15 protein-coding genes and 1 riboswitch are annotated in these 17,045 nt (G+C 71.9%); of the genes, 10 read left to right on the top strand and 5 right to left on the bottom strand.

Going from position 1 to position 17,045, the window contains the following annotated elements; translation table 11 throughout:
- Positions 1-31: 31 nt before the first annotated feature.
- From NQO67_RS36010 to NQO67_RS35990, 5 genes are read left to right on the top strand one after another with little or no spacing between them, the layout of a single operon-like run.
- A complete protein-coding gene (locus tag NQO67_RS36010) occupies positions 32-451 on the top strand; it encodes a DUF6415 family natural product biosynthesis protein (protein ID WP_255954657.1) in 420 nt (139 codons plus the stop codon).
- Entirely contained in the window at positions 448-711 is a 264-nt protein-coding gene (locus tag NQO67_RS36005; protein ID WP_255954656.1) for a DUF7848 domain-containing protein, read from the top strand. Before NQO67_RS36010 ends, NQO67_RS36005 begins: the two co-directional genes overlap by 4 nt.
- Complete coding sequence (locus NQO67_RS36000) at positions 708-923, top strand: hypothetical protein (protein WP_255954655.1); 216 nt, start codon at positions 708-710, stop codon at positions 921-923. The genes NQO67_RS36005 and NQO67_RS36000 overlap by 4 nt, the downstream gene beginning before the upstream one ends.
- A 24-nt stretch (positions 924-947) precedes the next feature.
- On the top strand, positions 948-1,139 hold the full coding sequence (locus tag NQO67_RS35995; RefSeq protein WP_255954654.1) for a hypothetical protein: 192 nt from the start codon (positions 948-950) through the stop codon (positions 1,137-1,139).
- A gap of 47 nt (positions 1,140-1,186) precedes the next feature.
- Positions 1,187-2,179 carry a FadR/GntR family transcriptional regulator gene (locus NQO67_RS35990; protein WP_255954653.1) on the top strand — a complete coding sequence of 331 codons (993 nt, stop codon included), beginning with the start codon at positions 1,187-1,189 and terminating at the stop codon, positions 2,177-2,179.
- A 463-nt stretch (positions 2,180-2,642) separates the two neighbouring features.
- Here the strand turns inward: NQO67_RS35990 and NQO67_RS35985 are convergent, their stop codons facing one another.
- From NQO67_RS35985 to NQO67_RS35975, 3 genes are read right to left on the bottom strand one after another with little or no spacing between them, the layout of a single operon-like run.
- Positions 2,643-4,256: a precorrin-2 C(20)-methyltransferase gene (locus tag NQO67_RS35985; protein WP_255954652.1), complete on the bottom strand. Its 1,614-nt coding sequence runs from the start codon at positions 4,254-4,256 to the stop codon at positions 2,643-2,645.
- Entirely contained in the window at positions 4,253-4,906 is a 654-nt protein-coding gene (locus tag NQO67_RS35980) for a precorrin-8X methylmutase (protein WP_255954651.1), read from the bottom strand. Before NQO67_RS35980 ends, NQO67_RS35985 begins: the two co-directional genes overlap by 4 nt.
- Complete coding sequence (locus NQO67_RS35975; RefSeq protein WP_255954650.1) at positions 4,903-6,531, bottom strand: ferredoxin-like domain-containing protein; 1,629 nt, start codon at positions 6,529-6,531, stop codon at positions 4,903-4,905. The genes NQO67_RS35980 and NQO67_RS35975 overlap by 4 nt, the downstream gene beginning before the upstream one ends.
- A 376-nt stretch (positions 6,532-6,907) precedes the next feature.
- Here NQO67_RS35975 and NQO67_RS35970 point away from each other — a divergent pair, with 376 nt between their 5' ends.
- The 5 genes from NQO67_RS35970 (at position 6,908) to NQO67_RS35950 (ending at position 14,781) form a co-directional block, all read left to right on the top strand.
- Complete coding sequence (locus tag NQO67_RS35970; protein ID WP_255954649.1) at positions 6,908-7,357, top strand: hypothetical protein; 450 nt, start codon at positions 6,908-6,910, stop codon at positions 7,355-7,357.
- Complete coding sequence (locus NQO67_RS35965; RefSeq protein WP_255954648.1) at positions 7,357-9,438, top strand: hypothetical protein; 2,082 nt, start codon at positions 7,357-7,359, stop codon at positions 9,436-9,438. Before NQO67_RS35970 ends, NQO67_RS35965 begins: the two co-directional genes overlap by 1 nt.
- Positions 9,439-9,463: 25 nt before the next feature.
- Positions 9,464-10,021, top strand: coding sequence for a hypothetical protein (locus tag NQO67_RS35960; RefSeq protein ID WP_255954647.1), 558 nt, complete (start codon positions 9,464-9,466; stop codon positions 10,019-10,021).
- 172 nt (positions 10,022-10,193) lie between these two features.
- Positions 10,194-10,280: riboswitch (cobalamin riboswitch) on the top strand.
- Positions 10,281-10,337: 57 nt separating this feature from the next.
- Entirely contained in the window at positions 10,338-14,132 is a 3,795-nt protein-coding gene (cobN, locus tag NQO67_RS35955) for a cobaltochelatase subunit CobN (RefSeq protein ID WP_255954646.1), read from the top strand.
- Between the two features lie 127 nt (positions 14,133-14,259).
- The gene (locus tag NQO67_RS35950; RefSeq protein ID WP_255954645.1) at positions 14,260-14,781 is read left to right on the top strand and encodes a GNAT family N-acetyltransferase; all 522 of its coding nucleotides are present in this window, start codon (positions 14,260-14,262) and stop codon (positions 14,779-14,781) included.
- On the opposite strand, the gene NQO67_RS35945 is transcribed toward NQO67_RS35950, so the two are convergent.
- Together NQO67_RS35945 and NQO67_RS35940 are read right to left on the bottom strand one after the other, a co-directional pair.
- Complete coding sequence (locus NQO67_RS35945) at positions 14,778-16,112, bottom strand: MFS transporter (RefSeq protein WP_255954644.1); 1,335 nt, start codon at positions 16,110-16,112, stop codon at positions 14,778-14,780. The two genes, NQO67_RS35950 and NQO67_RS35945, sit on opposite strands and share 4 nt — an antisense overlap.
- Positions 16,113-16,304: 192 nt before the next feature.
- Positions 16,305-17,009 carry a 4a-hydroxytetrahydrobiopterin dehydratase family protein gene (locus tag NQO67_RS35940; protein ID WP_255954643.1) on the bottom strand — a complete coding sequence of 235 codons (705 nt, stop codon included), beginning with the start codon at positions 17,007-17,009 and terminating at the stop codon, positions 16,305-16,307.
- Positions 17,010-17,045 lie beyond the last annotated feature (36 nt).

The raw sequence follows: 17,045 nt of genomic DNA, 5'->3' as shown, positions 1-17,045 counted from the left end.
GCACGCACCGGGGTTCCGTACGTTCCTGGACATGACGCAGGTCACAGACAGCGATCACTTGAGTACAGCGCCGGGAGCTGGCGCCCCTGCGGCCCTGCAACGTGGCCTCCCGGACATCCAGACGATGCGCGCGGCTGCCGCCGCGCTGCTGAAGCCCGATGAGCCGTTGCCGCGCTTTGACGAGCTGGCCGACCGTACCGACGAACTGCGCCGCCACCTCCGGGACCTGATCCCTGCGGTCGGGAGCGCCGCGCGGGCGTTGCCGGTCGGGGACGGGCCGCGGGTGGCCGCGCTGCTTGCGGTGGAGAACGTCCAGGCGCGCCTGAGCGCATCCCCCGGTTCCGGTCTCCAGTCCGCGACCCTCTACACCCGGAGTCTGGCCCGGGAACTGCGCGACCTGTGCGACCACCACGAGACGCTGACCGGTGCCCCGGTACGGGGGCTGGCATGACGGGGTCCGCGTCTGCGGAGTGGATGCTTGGGCCGGAGCGGGACGACGAGGGGCACATGACCGTCCGGTTGCGCGAGGTGCAGTGCCGGGACTGCGGCGAGACCTCAGGGGCGAACCCGGAGCAGGGTGTGACGGACCGGTGGGCGTTGCGTCACACGGTTGACAGAGGTCACCGGTACTACCGGGAGATCATCAGCGCAGACCTCGTCACCCAACCCGCACCGACCAACCCCCTGTACGAGCAGGAGACGGTCCGGTGAGTGCGCACGCCCGACCACGATGCCGATCGCGGACCACCCGGATCCTGCGCGTCGCCGTCCGGCACCCGTACCGCACCTGTCGACGCGCCGATGACGAGCTCACGCAGCGCACCAGTTTCGGTCTCTGGCAGACCGTGGCCCTCTTCGGGTTCGTGCTCACGATCGACGGCTGGGTCGCCGTCCAGATCGCCCACGTCCTGCTCTCCCGCTGACCCATCAGATCAGGAAAGTTCGACATGTACGAAGAGCAGCCTTCCCGGCTCCCGGTTCAGACCTTCACCTGGTGCCAGTGGCACGAGGGTTACACGGCCACCGGCCTCATGGTCGGCGCGATCGAGCAGGGCTCCGGACCTGGCATGAGCGTCTACGCCTGCGCACCCTGCCGTCAGGAGCACGATCTTCGGCCCTGGAGCGAGACGGGCCTCTAGCCCTCGGCCACCCCACCACCACTGTCCACCAGATCCGCGGAAAGCCTGTGATCCTCCTGCACTGCACCGCCTGCGACCAGGCCATACCGCCTGACGAGCCCTACAAGGTTCATGACCTCGACGACGACACCGGCTACACCTACACACACCCCACCTGCCCGCCGCCGTCACCCGCCGTCAGCACCGACAGGCCCCGCACTCCGCCCGCCCCTCACTCGCCCCGGTTGTTGCCCGCCACCGACCGGGCAACCGCCCGCCGCGGACGCGGCCTGCACGGTCACCTTGTCCACCAGCTCGGCCAAATGATCACCTCGGGCCAGCTGGGCGACGGCCCGCTGGTGCCCGACGACGTTTGCCACACCTTCGACGTCTCCCGCACCGTCGTGCGGGAATCGCTCCGCGCGCTGGAAGCAAAAGGCCTGATCAGTGCCCGTCCCAACGTCGGTACCCGGGTACGGCCGGCCAGCGACTGGAACCTCCTCGACGCCGACATCATCACCTGGCGCTCTCTCGGCCCGCAGGCCGACGACCAGCGCCGCGAGCTTCGCGAACTGCGCTGGACCATCGAGACGTGCGCGGCCCGTCTCGCCACCCACCGCGCAAACCAGGAGACTCGCGCGATGCTGAGCGCGAGCGTTCGCCCTATGACCTGGAGCCTGCACGGGGCAGACCCGGTCGCCTTCGCCCGCGCGGACGACCAGTTCCACACGCTTTTGGTCCAGGCCTCCGGCAACCAGATGATGCGGCACCTGCACGCGATCGTCACCAAGACCGTGCCTGAAGCCCCGGCCGACCCGACACCGCACGCCGACTGCCACCTCAGCCCAGCCTCCGTGGCACAACACGACGCCGTCACCACCGCCGTACTCCACCACGACGCCAACAGCGCCGAAGCGGCCATGCGCACCCTGCTGACCGGCCTTCTGGGCACGGATACGGCAGTGCCACCGCGGGACGACCCCCACAGCCGCAACCGCAACCGCGACAGCACCGACGGCGAGGAAGCCCAGCCCCGTCCGGCGCTCCGGACGGCACCCTGACCGCCCGGCCCCGCTCGCCCGAAAGCACGCGTCCCCCGTCGTGTCCACGGCGGAGCCGGGGCCGGGCACGGGCCCGCCCTCGACCGATCCTCAGCGGCCGGTGCAGGCCTCCCGCAAGACCCTCGTAGCAGCTGCCCGCACCGCGCCGCTCCGAGGACGGGCGGTCGCCGTCCTCCCGCGGCGACCGTCGCCCCGGCCGGGTCCTCCATACCCGCCCGGCCGGGGCACTGACACACCGATACGTATGAACTCGAAGAGCGCAGAGCAGCAGCCCACCGGCCAGGACGTCACCGTCGAGGAAGCGGCCAAGGCGATCACGTCCATGGGCGCTGGACTCGATACACAACGCCCTGACGGTAACTCAGCGACGGTCGGTGCCCCGTCGTCGCCCGCATCACCCGGTCGGATACCTCCGGATCACCCGGTCGGATACCTCCGGATCACCCGGTCGGATACCTCCGGATCACCCGGTCGGATACCTCCGGGGCGTCCACACGACCGGCTCCGGCTCGCCTGAGCGCTCGTCCGCCGGTCCGCGCCGCACCGCTCGGGTCTGCGAGGACCCGACGATCAGCAGGGTGCGCATGTCGACCTCCGCGGGATCGAGGTCGGCGAGCCGTACGACACGGACCCGTTCCCCGGGCCCGCCGACGTCGCGGGCGACGACCACCGGTGTGTCCGGGGCCCGGTGTTCCAGCAGGAGTTCGCGCGCCTTGGCGACCTGCCAGGTGCGGCTGCGCGACGCGGGGTTGTAGAGCGCGAGGACCAGATCGGCGGCGGCCGCGGCACGCAGCCGTTCGGCGATGACCTCCCACGGCTTGAGCCGGTCGGACAGGGACAGGGTCGCGTAGTCGTGGCCGAGCGGCGCACCCACGCGTGCGGCTGCCGCGTTCGCCGCGGTCACCCCCGGCAGCACCCGCACCGGCACCTCGCGGTACCGGTCCTGCCCGGCGGCCTCCAGCACGGCCGTCGCCATCGCGAACACGCCCGGGTCGCCGCCGGACACCACGGCCACCCGCCGCCCGCGCCGCGCCAGGTCCAGCGCGAACTCGGCGCGTTCCGCCTCCACCTTGTTGTCCGAGCCGTGCCGCACCTGACCGGGGCGTACCGGCACCCGGTCCAGGTACGTCGTGTAGCCGACCAGGTCCTGCGCGGCGGCCAGCGCCCCGCGCGTCTGCGGTGTCAGCCAGAGCGGGCCGGCGGGACCGGTGCCGACGACGACGACTTCACCCCGGTCGCACGACTCGCCCGCCGCCTGCGGCTCCTCGGGTTCCGGTGTCCCGCCGGGCCCGACCGCCTCCCCCGACCCCGCCTCCCCCGACCCGACCGGAACGCCCGCGCGCCGGCTCGGCAGTACGGCCACGGAGAAGTACGGCACCGAGTCGGGGTCGACATCGGCCAGGTCGCCGGTGCGTTCGCCCGGCATCGTGGCCCGTTCCACGTAGTGGGCCTCGTCCAGCCGGCCGGCCTTGTCGAGGGCCGTGCGCACCGTGTGGAAGGTGCGGCCCAGCTTCATCACCACCGCGGCGTCGGTCGCGGCGAGCCGCGCCGTCAGCTCCTCCTCGGGCAGCGTCCCGGGCAGCACCGTCAGCACTTCCTCGGCCTCCACCAGCGGGGTGCCCAGTCGGGCCGCCGCTGCGCTCACCGACGTGACGCCGGGGATCACCTCCGTCGGATAACGGTGCGCCAGCCGCTTGTGCATGTGCATGTACGAGCCGTAGAAGAGCGGGTCGCCCTCGGCGAGCACCGCGACGGTGCGGCCCGCGTCGAGGTGCGTGGCGAGCCGAGCCGCCGCCTTCTCGTAGAACTCGTCCAACGCGCCCCGGTAGCCGCCCGGGTGGTCGGTGCCCTCCGTGGTGACGGGGTAGACCAGCGGCTCCTCGATGTGGTCGGGCCGCAGATGGCGCGCCGCTATGGATCGCGCGATCGATCGGGTGTGCCGGGCGCTGTGGTACGCCACCACGTCCGCTTCGGCGATGGCTTCCACCGCGCGTACGGTCATCAGCGCGGGGTCGCCCGGGCCGAGCCCGACGCCGTAGAGCTTGCCGAGCCGCTCGCCGCCCACTCCGGTGCTCATTCCGCCTCGCTCGCCATCGCGTTGACGGCCGCAACGGCCATCGCGCTGCCGCCACGCCGGCCGCGTACCACCAGGTGGTCGAGGCCGGTGGGGTGCGCGGCCAGCGCCTCCTTGGACTCCGCAGCGCCGACGAAGCCGACCGGCACCCCGATGACGGCTGCCGGGCGAGGACCGTCAGGACCGCCTTCGGCGAGGATCTCCAGCAGCCGGAAGAGGGCGGTGGGCGCGTTGCCGATGGCGACCACGGCGCCGTCGAGCCGGTCGCGCCACAACTCCAGGGCGGCGGCGCTGCGCGTGGTGCCCAGCTTGGCGGCGAGGTCGGGTACGGACGGGTCGGAGAGCGTGCAGACCACGTCGTTGTCGGCGGGCAGCCGCTTGCGGGTGACACCGCTGGCGACCATCTGCGCATCGCACAGGATCGGCGCGCCGGAGCGCAGCGCCGCACGTGCGCGGGCCACGACCCCCGGCGTGTACCCGAGGTCGCGCACCAGGTCGACCATGCCGCAGGCGTGGATCATCCGGACGGCGACCTGGCTGACGTCGGCGGGCAGCCCCGCCAGATCCGCCTCCGCACGGATGGTGGCGAACGACTGTCGGTAGATCGCCGCCCCGTCCTTCTCGTACTCGTAGTCGTACTCGAACACGGTCACTGGGATCTCGCTCGTTTCGTCGTGGTGACGGGCGGGTGTGCGGTCGGGGCCGGTACGGCGGCCGGAGTGGTCCCGCGTGCCGCGGCAACGGCCCGCGCGAGGCCGGTGTCCGGCACGGGAACGGGGAGGGGAACGGGCAGGTCCGGGCCGGCGGCACGGCGGACGGTCACGCGGTAGCCCACGACGGGCGGGCCAGCCTCGTCGGAGCCAGAGCCAGAGCCAGAGGCAGAGGCAGAGGCAGAGGCAGAGACAGAGACAGAGGCGGAGGCGGAGGCGGAAGCGGAAGCGGAGGCGAAGGCGGAATCGGAGCCGGCGTCCGGGGCGATGTCGGAGGCCCTGTTCGGGGCGTCGGCCACGCCCGCCACGGCGACGACGTCGACCCAGTCGCCCTGGGGATGGCCGCAGCGGCGCTCGCAGCCGGACCAGTGGACGGGCAGGAGGCCCTCGTGCGCGCCGGTGGATTCGGCCGGCGGCGCCATGGTCAGCGCCGCCGCGTCGGACCGCACGTCGGTACGGGACTTGGCGCATCCGGGCCGTCCGGTGCAGGCGCTCACCCCGAGACCCGGCGAGCAGGGGGTGAGGACCCCGGCGGCGTGCACGATCCGCAGCCTGCGCACGGCCTCGTCCGATGCGAGCCCCGGCACGAGGACGCCCCGCCAGGGCGTGATGCGCAGCCCGCCGACGGACCCGTGGGAACCCCCCGACATGCCGGCCATGCGGAGCACGCCGGCCATGCCGGACGCGCCGACCAGCAGGCGCCACTGCACCACGGAGAGCCGTCCGAGCGGCGCGAACACCGAGACGACGGCGGTGCCTCCCCGACCGGGCAGGACACCGGGACCCGGCCGCGCGCTGCGGCCGCCCGCAACGCCGCCCACCTCCGGTACCGGCACCGGCCCGGTCACGGCCACGCCCGCCGCGCGCAGCGCCGCCGCCACGTCGGGCTGGTGGTCGGCCGGCAGTTCGCGCACCCGCCATGCGCCCGTACCGGCGGCCTGCGCCGCGGTGTGGAACGCCTGCGCGGCGGCGAGTGCGGCGTGCGGTGCGTCGCTGGCAGCGACGACGTGTGGCGGGCCGGCGCCCATCCGGAGGATCGCCCGGTCACCGGGCGCCGCGTGCAGCGTCACGTCGGCGCCGAGGCCCGCGACGTCGCCGCGGCCGTCGTCGAGCACGAACAGGAACCGCCCGGACAGCTCCGCGGTCCAGTCCTGCGCGCAGAGCAGGGCGTCGAGCGCGGCGGCCCACGCCTGGACGTCGGCGTGGCCGTTCTCGTCGAGTCCGGACAGCGGGCTGGCGATGATGTTCCGCACCCGTTCGTGCCGGGGCGACGGCAGCAGGCCGGCAGCGTCGAACAGGGCGGACAGTTGCGGGCCCGCGGTCTCGGCGAGGCCGCGCAGTTCGGCGTTGCCGCGCGAGGTGAGCCCGATGCGGCCGTCCCCCAGCTGCTCGGCTGCCGTGGCCAACGCCTCGGCCTGACCTGACGTCAGTGCACCTCCGGGGGTGCGTACCCGGGCCACCCAGCCGTCCTCGGCCCGGTGCAGGCGCAGCACGCCCGGGCAGGCGTCGGCCCGTTCCCGGGTGGAGGGCATGCCCGCGGGGCGGTGCGAAAGGGCGGGGGGTGACATATCGGCGAGCATACCTACGGTCTTGATCCGGTCTTCGGGGCGCCATGTGTCCGACATGTTCCCTAGTGTGCGCGGGTCTGTCCGACGTGTTCTGTGGTTTGTGCGGTCTGCCGGTCCTTTGCTCATGGCCGGCGGGCCGGCGGGCAGGCGGGCAGGCAGTCAGGCGGGCGGGCGGGCCTGCTCGGCCAGGCGGTGGTGGGGTTGCGGGAGCCGCGCCGGTTCTTCATGGGTGTGTTGCGTCCGTGGAGCAGTTTCTGGACTCGTTGACGTATTCCGTGCCCGTCCCCACTGTGAAATGAGGACCGCCCGTGCCATGAGGTGCGTACGGGCCCCTTCTGGAGGACATGGCGAAGGGCAACGGGGAGGCGTGGGACGGATGGCCTGGGACGAATGGGAGCAGCTGAAGTCGGAGGCGGCGCGGAAGCACGACACGCACATGCGGCTCAACCAGCTGCCGGACAGCCCGGGAGGCAGCGCTGAGCCGGGCGGCGACCTCAAGGTCGGCTTCAAGGACCTGGCCGCCATCGGTGACGACGCCTTCAAGCTCTGGGACCACCTCGGCAAGGACGGCAAGCACGCCGACGCCAGCACCACCAAGGCGGCGGGCGACCTGAAGGCGCAGGGGTTCAAGCTGGGCCCGGCGCTGGACACCACCCAGAGGCAGTGGGCGAGCCAGCTGAAGACCCTGCTGGACGCGTGCGCGCAGATCTCCAACCACATGGACTTCACGGAGAAGGCGCACAAGGGTGACGAGCACTACATCTACGGCCAGCTGAGCAGCATCTCCACGCTCGACAAGGGCTTCGACGAGAGGACCAGGCCCTGATGGACCTCGACACGCTCCGCTACGGCAAGTTCGAAAGCCTCGGCACCGCGGTCGCGGACTGGGCGGCCATGGTGAAGAAGCTCGAGACGCTGGCGAAGGAGGCGAAGGACGGTCTCAAGGGCCGTGCCGACAAGGCCGACTGGAAGGGCTCCAACGCGACCGTCTCCAAGGAGTTCATCACCAAGACGGCCAACGAGTTCGCGGACGCCCACACCGAGGCCGGCACCGTCCACAACGTCCTGAGCGACACCCATGGCGAGCTCGTCAGGTACCAGAAGCAGCTTCAGAGCGCGATCTCCGACGGCCTGAAGAAGAACCTCACCGTGACGGACACCGGCAAGGGCACCTTCACCGTCACCATGAACATCCACCCCGACCGCGCCGCCAAGGGCACCCACGTCCCCGACCACACCGTGGAGGACGAGAACGCGCTGCGCGACCGCGTCCAGAACATCCTCAAGGGCGCGACCGAGAGCGACGACTCGGCCGCCAAGGTCCTCGACGAGCTGATGAAGCAGACCCCGTACGGCTTCTCCGACGCCTCGTACAAGGACCGGGACACCGCGGCGAAGGCCGTCGAGGACGCCGAGAAGTACGCCGACCTGATCAGGAAGAAGGGAGACGACATGTCTCCCGAGGAGTTCGACCGGCTCAACAAGATCCTGGCGGCGCACAAGAACGACCCGCTGTTCCAGGAGAAGTTCGCGACCACCCTGGGCCCGCGCGGCCTCCTCGACTTCTGGGCGGACCTGGCCGACACGACCGACGGGGGAGTCGGCAGGGACCGCCACGACCAGCTCGCCGAGTTCCAGAAGAACCTCGGCATGACCCTCGCCGGAGCCACCCGGTCCGACTCCCCCGCCATGCAGAAGTGGGAGGACGACATGGTGAAGCTGGGCGACGACCAGTTGCAGACCCGGGTCTCCAAGCCGTACGGGTTCCAGGTGATGAGCAACCTGATGCGGGTCGGCGACTGGGACGACCAGTACCTGGACAGGTACGGCAACGCCCTGGTGGGGATGGAGAAGAAGGCCCGCCGCGCTGAGGTCCTCTGGGGCAGCAACATGGGAAAGGGCCTGGTCCCCAACCTGAACTTCATCGGCGAGGACAACGGCCACGACCCGATGGGCGGCTTCATGCAGGCCCTGTCCAACAGCCCGGACGAGTCCACCCACTTCTTCAACGAGAAGCAGCCGAACGACAACGCCCAGTGGGTCCTGAAGGACCGCGGCGTCTTCGACACCACTCCGCAGAACACCCACGACGGCAACCAGACCCTGGAGGCCACCGGACGCGCCCTGACCGCCGCCACCACCGGCATCAACCCGAACGACCCGCATCCCCAGCACCTCCCGCACACGCCGGAGCAGCGCCAGGCGCTCGACAGGTCGCTCGGCATCCTGGCCGGCGCCGGCGACGACATGCACTCCGAGTTCCGTGACGACATGGCCAGGGTGCTGTCCAACTACGGCCCCGAGTACATCCACTCGGCCAGCGCGCAGTACGACGACCCGAACGACCCCAACCTGCTGGACCGGCACCACCTGCTGGAGGTCACCAAGCAGATCTCCCGCGACGGCGGCTCCTACGCCGAACTCAACACCGGCCTGAGCAAGGACATCGCCCACTACATCGCGACCGCCAACCCCGACGACCCGAAGGAGTCCCTGAGCAGGGCGGGTTCCACCGTGGGATTCATGGAGCAGGCCCGCTACCAGGCCCTCGGCACCGACAAGCCGGACCCGACCTGGAAGTACCGGTTCATCTCCCACGGCTCGGGCGCCGTGCTCAACTTCATCCCGGAGGTCGGTGGCCCGCTGGGCCGCGGCGCCGACCTGGTCACCCAGGCGTTCCAGGACGACGAGAAGGCGAGGATCGAACAGGACCACATCGAGCAGACCCGGCAGGTCTTCGGCGGGCGCGAGAAAGAGCTCCACCAGATGGCCGAACTCTGGAAGCAGCGGTATCCGGACGAGGTGGGCCGTGGCCGCGACTTCGACGACTACACCCTTGTCAAGCAGATCAACGGCGACGCCTACGACGCCAACCATCAGGCCAAGGGCCTGGCGGGGGACAACTGACCATGACCGCGGGAGACAGCTGATCATGAAACATTCCCGGCCGGCCTCGGTAGGCAGGTCCCGGCGTACCGTGGCCGCGCTGGTCGCGGCGGTGGCCCTGGCCGCGGTCGCCGGGTGCGGTTCGTCGCGTGACTACACCGTGCCGGACAGCCTCTGCGGGGTCCCCGTGCACTCCGCCGACCTTGCGCCGCTGCTGCCGGACGGCGGCACCCTCAAGCAGGACCGGTACCCGTCCGAACCGGGGGCACCGCGGTGCACCGTGCTCGTCGACGACTCGCAGGTCATGCGGTTCTCCGGGGACTTCGCCGAGCCCGAGACCGACCCGTTCAAGGTGAACGAGGCCGGCCTGCTGGACCAGGGACACCCCGAGCAGGTGGAGCACGTCGGAAAGCGGGCGACCCTCACCGACCACGGCGCCCTCGCCGTCACCGACTGCACCCACCAGGGCAAGCGGAAGCAGTACGTGGTCGAGCTGGACCTGGCCACCGACACCCCCGGGAAGACCGCGGACCGCCGCAGCGCGGCCCTCACCCTCTTCCGCTCCTACTTCGCGCACGCGGCGCAGAAGCAGGGGTGCTGGTGACGGCCGGTAGCGGCCGGTGGTCGGGCGCCGGCAGTGGCCGGTAGCCGGTTATGGCCGGTGACCGAGGCGGTCCGTCACCGCGAGGACTTACGATGCACTCCGGCGGTCCGGCACGCAGGCCAGGCCGCCACCGCCCGAGACGGCACGGGCCCCGGTACCCGGGGACCCGAGGGAGGAAGCCGGTGCGAATCCGGCACGGTCCCGCCACTGTGAGCCCGTCCCCGACGCACACCGCCGGGGACGGGTGAGTCAGGAACTCCTGCCGTTCTTCCGACCACCCGGGGCGCGGACACCCCGAGGAAGGCCTGAAGCACGCATGATCCTGCTGCTGTCGACCTCCGACACGGACCTGCTCAGCGCCCGTGCGGCCCGGGGCCCCGTCCCGTACCGGTACGCGAACCCCAGCCGGCTCCCGCTCGACGAGCTGCCCGCGCTGCTGGACGGCGTCGAGCTGGTCGTCGTACGCCTGCTGGGCGGCATCCGGGCCTGGCAGGACGGCCTCGACCTGCTGCTCGGCGCCCCCACCGGGGCGGACGCATCGCCCACCCCCCGCCTTCCCGTGGTGGTCCTCACCGGCGAACAGGCCCCGGACGCCCAGCTGATGGCCGCGTCCACGGTGCCCGTCGGGATCGCCGCCGAGGCGCACGCGTACCTGGCGCACGGCGGCCCGGAGAACCTGGCGCAGCTGGCCCGCTTCCTCTCCGACACGGTGCTCCTCACCGGCCACGGCTTCGACCCGCCGGCGCCCGCTCCCACCTGGGGTCCGCTGGAGCCCACGCCCCTCCAACCGGAACCGGGACCGGAATCCGCGACCGCCGGCACACCGCACACCCCGACCATCGCCGTGCTCTACTACCGGGCCCACCACATGAGCGGCAACACGGCCTTCGTGGCGGACCTGTGCCGCGCGATCGAGGACGCCGGGGCCCGCCCACTCCCGCTCTACGTCGCCTCGCTGCGCAGCCCGGAGGCCGAGCTGATCGACGCCCTGCGCCCGGCCGACGCCATCGTGACCACGGTGCTCGCCGCGGGCGGCAGCCGGCCCGCGGACGCGTCCGCCGGTGGGGAGGAGGACGCGTGGGACGCGGGTGCGCTCGCCGGGCTTGACGTGCCCATCCTCCAGGCGCTCTGCCTGACGAGCCCGCGCACCGCCTGGGAGGAGAACGACGAAGGGGTGTCCCCGCTGGACGCGGCGAGCCAGATAGCGGTGCCCGAGTTCGACGGGCGGCTGATCACGGTGCCGTTCTCGTTCAAGGAGATCGACGAGGACGGGCTGCCGAGTTACGTCGCCGACCCCGAGCGTGCCGCCCGGGTCGCCGGGATCGCCGTGCGGCACGCGCGGCTGCGGCACGTCCCGGCCGCGGACAAGCGCCTCGCGCTGGTCCTGTCCGCGTACCCGACCAAGCACTCCCGGATCGGCAACGCGGTCGGCCTGGACACCCCCGCCTCCGCCATCGCGCTGCTGCGCCGGCTGCACGCGGAGGGCTACGACCTGGGGCCCGCCGCCTCCGAAGCCGATCCCGCGGCCGATCCCGCGGCCGACGAATCGGCCGGGCTGCCGGCCGTGCCCGGCTTCGTCTCCGGCGACGGGGACGAGCTGATCCGCGCGCTCATCGACGCCGGCGGCCACGACCAGGACTGGCTGACCGAGGAGCAACTGGCGCGCAACCCGGTGCGCATCCCGGCGGGCACCTACCGGCGCTGGTACGCGACCCTGCCCGAGGAACTGCGGACCGCCGTGGAGGAGCACTGGGGTCCGCCGCCGGGTGAGATGTTCGTCGACCGCAGCCGTACTCCCGAGCGGGGCGGTGCGGCCGGCGGTCAGGACGAGGACGGCGACATCGTCCTGGCCGCCCTCCGGTTCGGCAACGTCCTGATCCTCATCCAGCCGCCACGCGGCTTCGGCGAGAACCCCATCGCCATCTACCACGACCCGGACCTGCCCCCGTCCCACCACTACCTGGCCGCGTACCGCTGGCTCGCCGCGGCCCAGGAGGACGGCGGTTACGGCGCCCACGCCATCGTCCACCTGGGCAAACACGGCAACCTGGAGTGGCTGCCCGGCAAGAACGCGGGGCTGTCGGCGGCCTGCGCCCCGGACGCCGCGCTGGGCGACGTGCCGCTGGTGTACCCGTTCCTGATCAACGACCCGGGCGAGGGCACCCAGGCCAAGCGGCGCGCGCACGCCACCCTCGTCGGCCACCTCGTACCGCCGATGGCACGCGCCGACTCCTACGGCGACATCGCGCGCCTGGAGCAACTCCTCGACGAGCACGCCCAGATCGCCGCCATGGACCCGGCGAAGCTGCCGGCGATCCGCGCCCAGATCTGGACGCTGCTCCAGGCCGCCCGGCTCGACCACGACCTCGGACTCACCGGCAGCGGGCAGCCGGAGGACGACAGGTTCGACGATCTGATCCTGCACGTCGACGGCTGGCTCTGCGAGATCAAGGACGCCCAGATCCGCGACGGCCTGCACGTCCTGGGCACCGCGCCGACCGGCCCCGAACGCGTCAACCTCGTCCTGGCGATGCTGCGTGCCCGGCAGATCTGGGGCGGCGCACAGGCGCTGCCCGGACTGCGCGAGGCCCTCGGCCTGGACGAGTCGGCGGCGACCCGCAGCACGGCGGACGCCGCGGAGGAGACCGCACGCGGCCTCGTCCAGGCGATGGAGGACGCCGGCTGGGACCCGGAAGCGGTCCCGGAGGTGACCGCGGGCCACCCGCAGCCGGTCGCGGACGTCCTCGCCTTCGCGGCCCGCGAGGTGGTCCCCCGTCTCGCCGGCACCACCGCCGAACTCGACCGCACCGTGCACGCCCTGAACGGCGGCTTCGTCCCCGCGGGCCCTTCCGGCTCCCCGCTGCGCGGCCTGGTCAACGTCCTGCCGACCGGCCGCAACTTCTACTCGGTCGACCCGAAGGCGATCCCGTCCCGGCTCGCGTGGGAGACCGGCCAGGCGCTCGCCGACTCCCTCCTGGAGCGCTACCGCGCCGACCACGACGGCACCTGGCCGACCTCCGTGGGCCTGTCCCTGTGGGGGACCAGCGCGATGCGCACCGCGGGCGACGACATCGCCGAGGCGCTGGCCCTGCTCGGCGTGCGCCCCGTCTGGGACGACGCGTCCCGGCGCGTCACCGGCCTCGAGCCGATCCTGCTCGCCGACCTCGGCCGCCCGCGTATCGACGTCACCCTGCGCATCTCCGGCTTCTTCCGCGACGCCTTCCCGCACACCGTCGGGCTCCTGGACGACGCCGTCCGTCTCGCCGCCGGCCTTGCGGAGCCGGCCGAGCAGAACTTCGTGCGCGCCCACACCCAGGCCGACCTCGCCGCAGGCGCCGACGAACGCACCGCCACCACCCGCATCTTCGGCTCCCGCCCCGGCACCTACGGCGCCGGCCTGCTCCAGCTCATCGACTCGCGCGACTGGCGCACCGACGCCGACCTCGCCGAGGTCTACACGGTCTGGGGCGGCTACGCGTACGGCCGCGGGCTCGACGGGCGCCCGGCGCGCGCCGAGATGGAGTCGGCCTACCGGCGCATCGCCGTCGCCGCCAAGAACACCGACACCCGCGAGCACGACATCGCCGACTCGGACGACTACTTCCAGTACCACGGCGGCATGGTCGCCGCGGTCCGCTCCCTCACCGGCACCGCGCCCGAGGCGTACATCGGCGACTCCACCCGCCCCGAGACCATCCGCACCCGCACCCTCACCGAGGAGACCTCCCGGGTCTTCCGCGCCCGCGTCGTCAACCCCAAGTGGATCGAGGCGATGCGCCGGCACGGCTACAAGGGCGCGTTCGAACTGGCCGCCACGGTCGACTACCTCTTCGGCTACGACGCGACGACCGGCGTGGTCGCCGACTGGATGTACGACAAGCTGACCGAGACGTACGTCCTGGACCCGGTCAACCGCGCCTTCCTCCAGGACGCCAACCCCTGGGCCCTGCACGGCATCACCGAACGCCTCCTGGAGGCCGAGTCCCGCGGCATGTGGGAGAAGCCGGACCCGCAGGTCCTCGCGGCCCTGCGGGAGGCGTTCCTGGAGGTGGAAGGGGCGATCGAGGGGGACGGGGACGAGTCGGACGGGGCAGACGGGTCGGACGGGTGAGCGGAAGGAGAGCCGCGCGACCAGGCGGTGCTTGCGGTGGGTGGCGCCTGTAGGCGGTGCCTGTCCGACCCCGCCGTCGGGGCGGTGTCCGTCCGCCCTTGGGGACACCGGTACCCTTCCCCCTACTATGGGCGATCTTGTGACAGAGCGGCTCGTGCTACATCCGTTGACCGTCGACGAGTCGGAGCGCGTGGCGGCGGGGGACTCGGGCGGTGGCAGCGGATGGGCGCGCGGATACCCCACGCCTGGCGACGTGTCCGCCGCCAGGCGTTTCCTGATGGTCTGCGCGAGCACGGATGATCCCCAGCCGTTCGGCAACTACGAGATCCGTCGCCGCGAGGACGGCCAGGCGATCGGCGGCATAGGCTTCCACGGGCCCGCGGACGAGAACGGCAGCGTCACGATCGGCTACGGCCTCGTCTGGTCGGCGCAGGGCAGGGGATACGCCTCCGAAGCCCTCCGCGGCCTGCTGTCGTTCGCGCGGGCCAGCGGCGTCACCTCCGTGAAAGGCGACGCCGACCACGGCAACCTCGCGTCCCACCACGTCATGCTGGCCGCCGGCATGCAGCCGGTCGGCGAGGACGAACGCGTCAGGTACTTCGAGATCGCCTGGACCGACACACCGGCGCATACGGACCCACGCGCCTAGGCGGGCTGCGCCCAGCGCACCACCCCCGGCACCACCAGTCCCACGACGAGGAACACCCCGCCCATCACGGACCAGCCGACCGTGCCCCCGTCGAGGCAGAGCCATGCCAGGACGGAGGGCGCGGCGACGCTCGACAGGCCGCTGCCGAAGCGGAAGACACCCGAGTACTGGCCCTGCGCGTGCGCCGGCGCAAGGAGGTAGCGCAGCTCGAACGAGCCGGCGGCATGCAGGAGCTCGCCGAAGGTGTGCACCCCCACGCCGGCCAGGATCAGCAGGACCGCACCCCAGGCGGGCAGCCCGGCGGCGAGCCCGATCAGCGACAACCCGGCCAGGAAGGCCCAGCCGGCGCGCCGCCAGGCCCGTGCGGCGGAGTCGGCGGAGTCGATGCCACGGCTCGCCCTGACCTGAAGGAAGACCACCATGAGGGTGTTGACCAGGACACTCGTACCGACGAACCAGCGGGGCGCGTGGGTGTGTCCGATGATCCACAGCGGCAGCGCGAAGACCAGGACGGCGCCGTGCATCGACATGACGCCGTCGAGCGCCGTGACCACCATGTACCGGTAGTCCTTCAACGCCGACCAGCGCCCGTCACCCGGCGGAGACGGAACGGGCGGCAGGGACGGAAGCCGGCTCACGACGGCGGCCGTGGCCAGGAAGCTCACCGCGTTGCCCAGCACGAGACACAGATACGCCGCATGCGTGTCCAGCTGGACGACCAGCGCGGCGACCAGGGCACCGATGCTGGTCGCCAGATTGACCGCGGCGCGCATATAGGCCCGGAACCGGGCGGGTCGCTCGCCCGCGAGCCCCCGCACGATGGGCCCGCGGGCCGCCTGGCTCGCCGAACCGGCCAGCTGGGTCAGGCAGATCACCGTTGTGAACAGCCAGAACGAGTGCACGAGAACCAGCATCGCCATCGCAACGGCCTGCGCGGTCAGGGTCAGCAGATACACCTCGCGCGGACCGCGCCGGTCGGCGATCCGGCCGACCGGGATCCCCGACAGCAGCCCGACCAGGGCGCCCCCGCCCATACCAAGGCCGACCTGCGCCACGGGCAGCCCGACGGAGCGGGTGAAGAAGACGGCGGCGCTGAGCGTGAACACCCCGCTGCCGAGCATGTTGATGAAACTGGCGGTCGCCAGGATGCGCCGCGGGCCGGGCTCGAGCAGGATGCCGTGCGCGACGAGCCAGGATTCCTTCGCCCCTTCCGGGCATTCGACAGCCGGTTGTTTTTCCGGCACATGATCGGACGCATGGTTGGACACGTGATCGGACACGGGATCGGAGTTCTGGTCGGGTACCTGACCGGGCACGTCTGACGTCACCATTCCCCCTGCATTGTGGTCACTGCGCTGCTGACCTGGGAGTATGAGGGTGGTGAGGGCTACCGAAAAGGCATTCGGGCAGCGGTAAAGGTCACACGGAAATCGGGAACGATTCGTGTGCGTAATAGCGTTGGAACAGACGTAAGAACGGTGGGCGGGACCCGAAAAGAGCCACCCAAGGAGTCACTCAGGGAGTCACTCAAAGTCCTCCCCGGGTGGCCCGGCCACGCCCACACACGCCTCGTTGCCCTCGGGATCCGCCAGCACCCAGTTCGACGGCGCGTCGGCGTCGTTCACCAACCGCCCCCCGGCCGCGAGCGCCGCGGCAATCCGCTCCTTGGCCTGGTCATACGGCACCCAGACGTCGACGTGGACCCGATTGCGCTGCGGGCGCGGCGCGGCCATCCGCTGGAAGTAGAACGGCGCCCCGCGACGCCGCGGATCGATCAGGTCCTCGTCACTGCCCGCCCGATTCTCATATCCCAGCAGCGCACGCCAGAACGGCACCACGTCGGCCCCGACGAGAGCGTCGACGGTGACCTGCACGGTCTGCACACGGGACGGATCGGCCACGACGCCCAGCAAGCGCGCCAGCGCGGAAATCTCCCGGGCCACCTCGACATGCCGCTCGGTCAGCCCGTAGTAGTCGCCCGTGACCGTGATCAACCGCACCGTCACGCCGTCGCGCCGCAGGTCGACGTCCGGCGGAGCGTCGTCCCCCGGGCCCGGCACGCCCGGCAACGCCCCGATCCCCTGCACGAGCCGGGCGCCGACCCCGAACGACGGCACCCGGAAGAACGCACACGCCCCCTCGCCCACCACACGCCAGTCCTCCAGACCGGCGGTCCCATGGAACTGCTGTGGCCGAATACGCTCGATCGTGCGTTCTGCTTCGCTCATGCGTTCAACGTAGCGGGCGGGTGCGACAACGATCCC

The organism is Streptomyces odontomachi (assembly GCF_024435355.1).
Lineage (GTDB): Bacteria > Actinomycetota > Actinomycetes > Streptomycetales > Streptomycetaceae > Streptomyces > Streptomyces odontomachi.
This window is presented reverse-complemented; position numbering and strand designations above follow the sequence as displayed.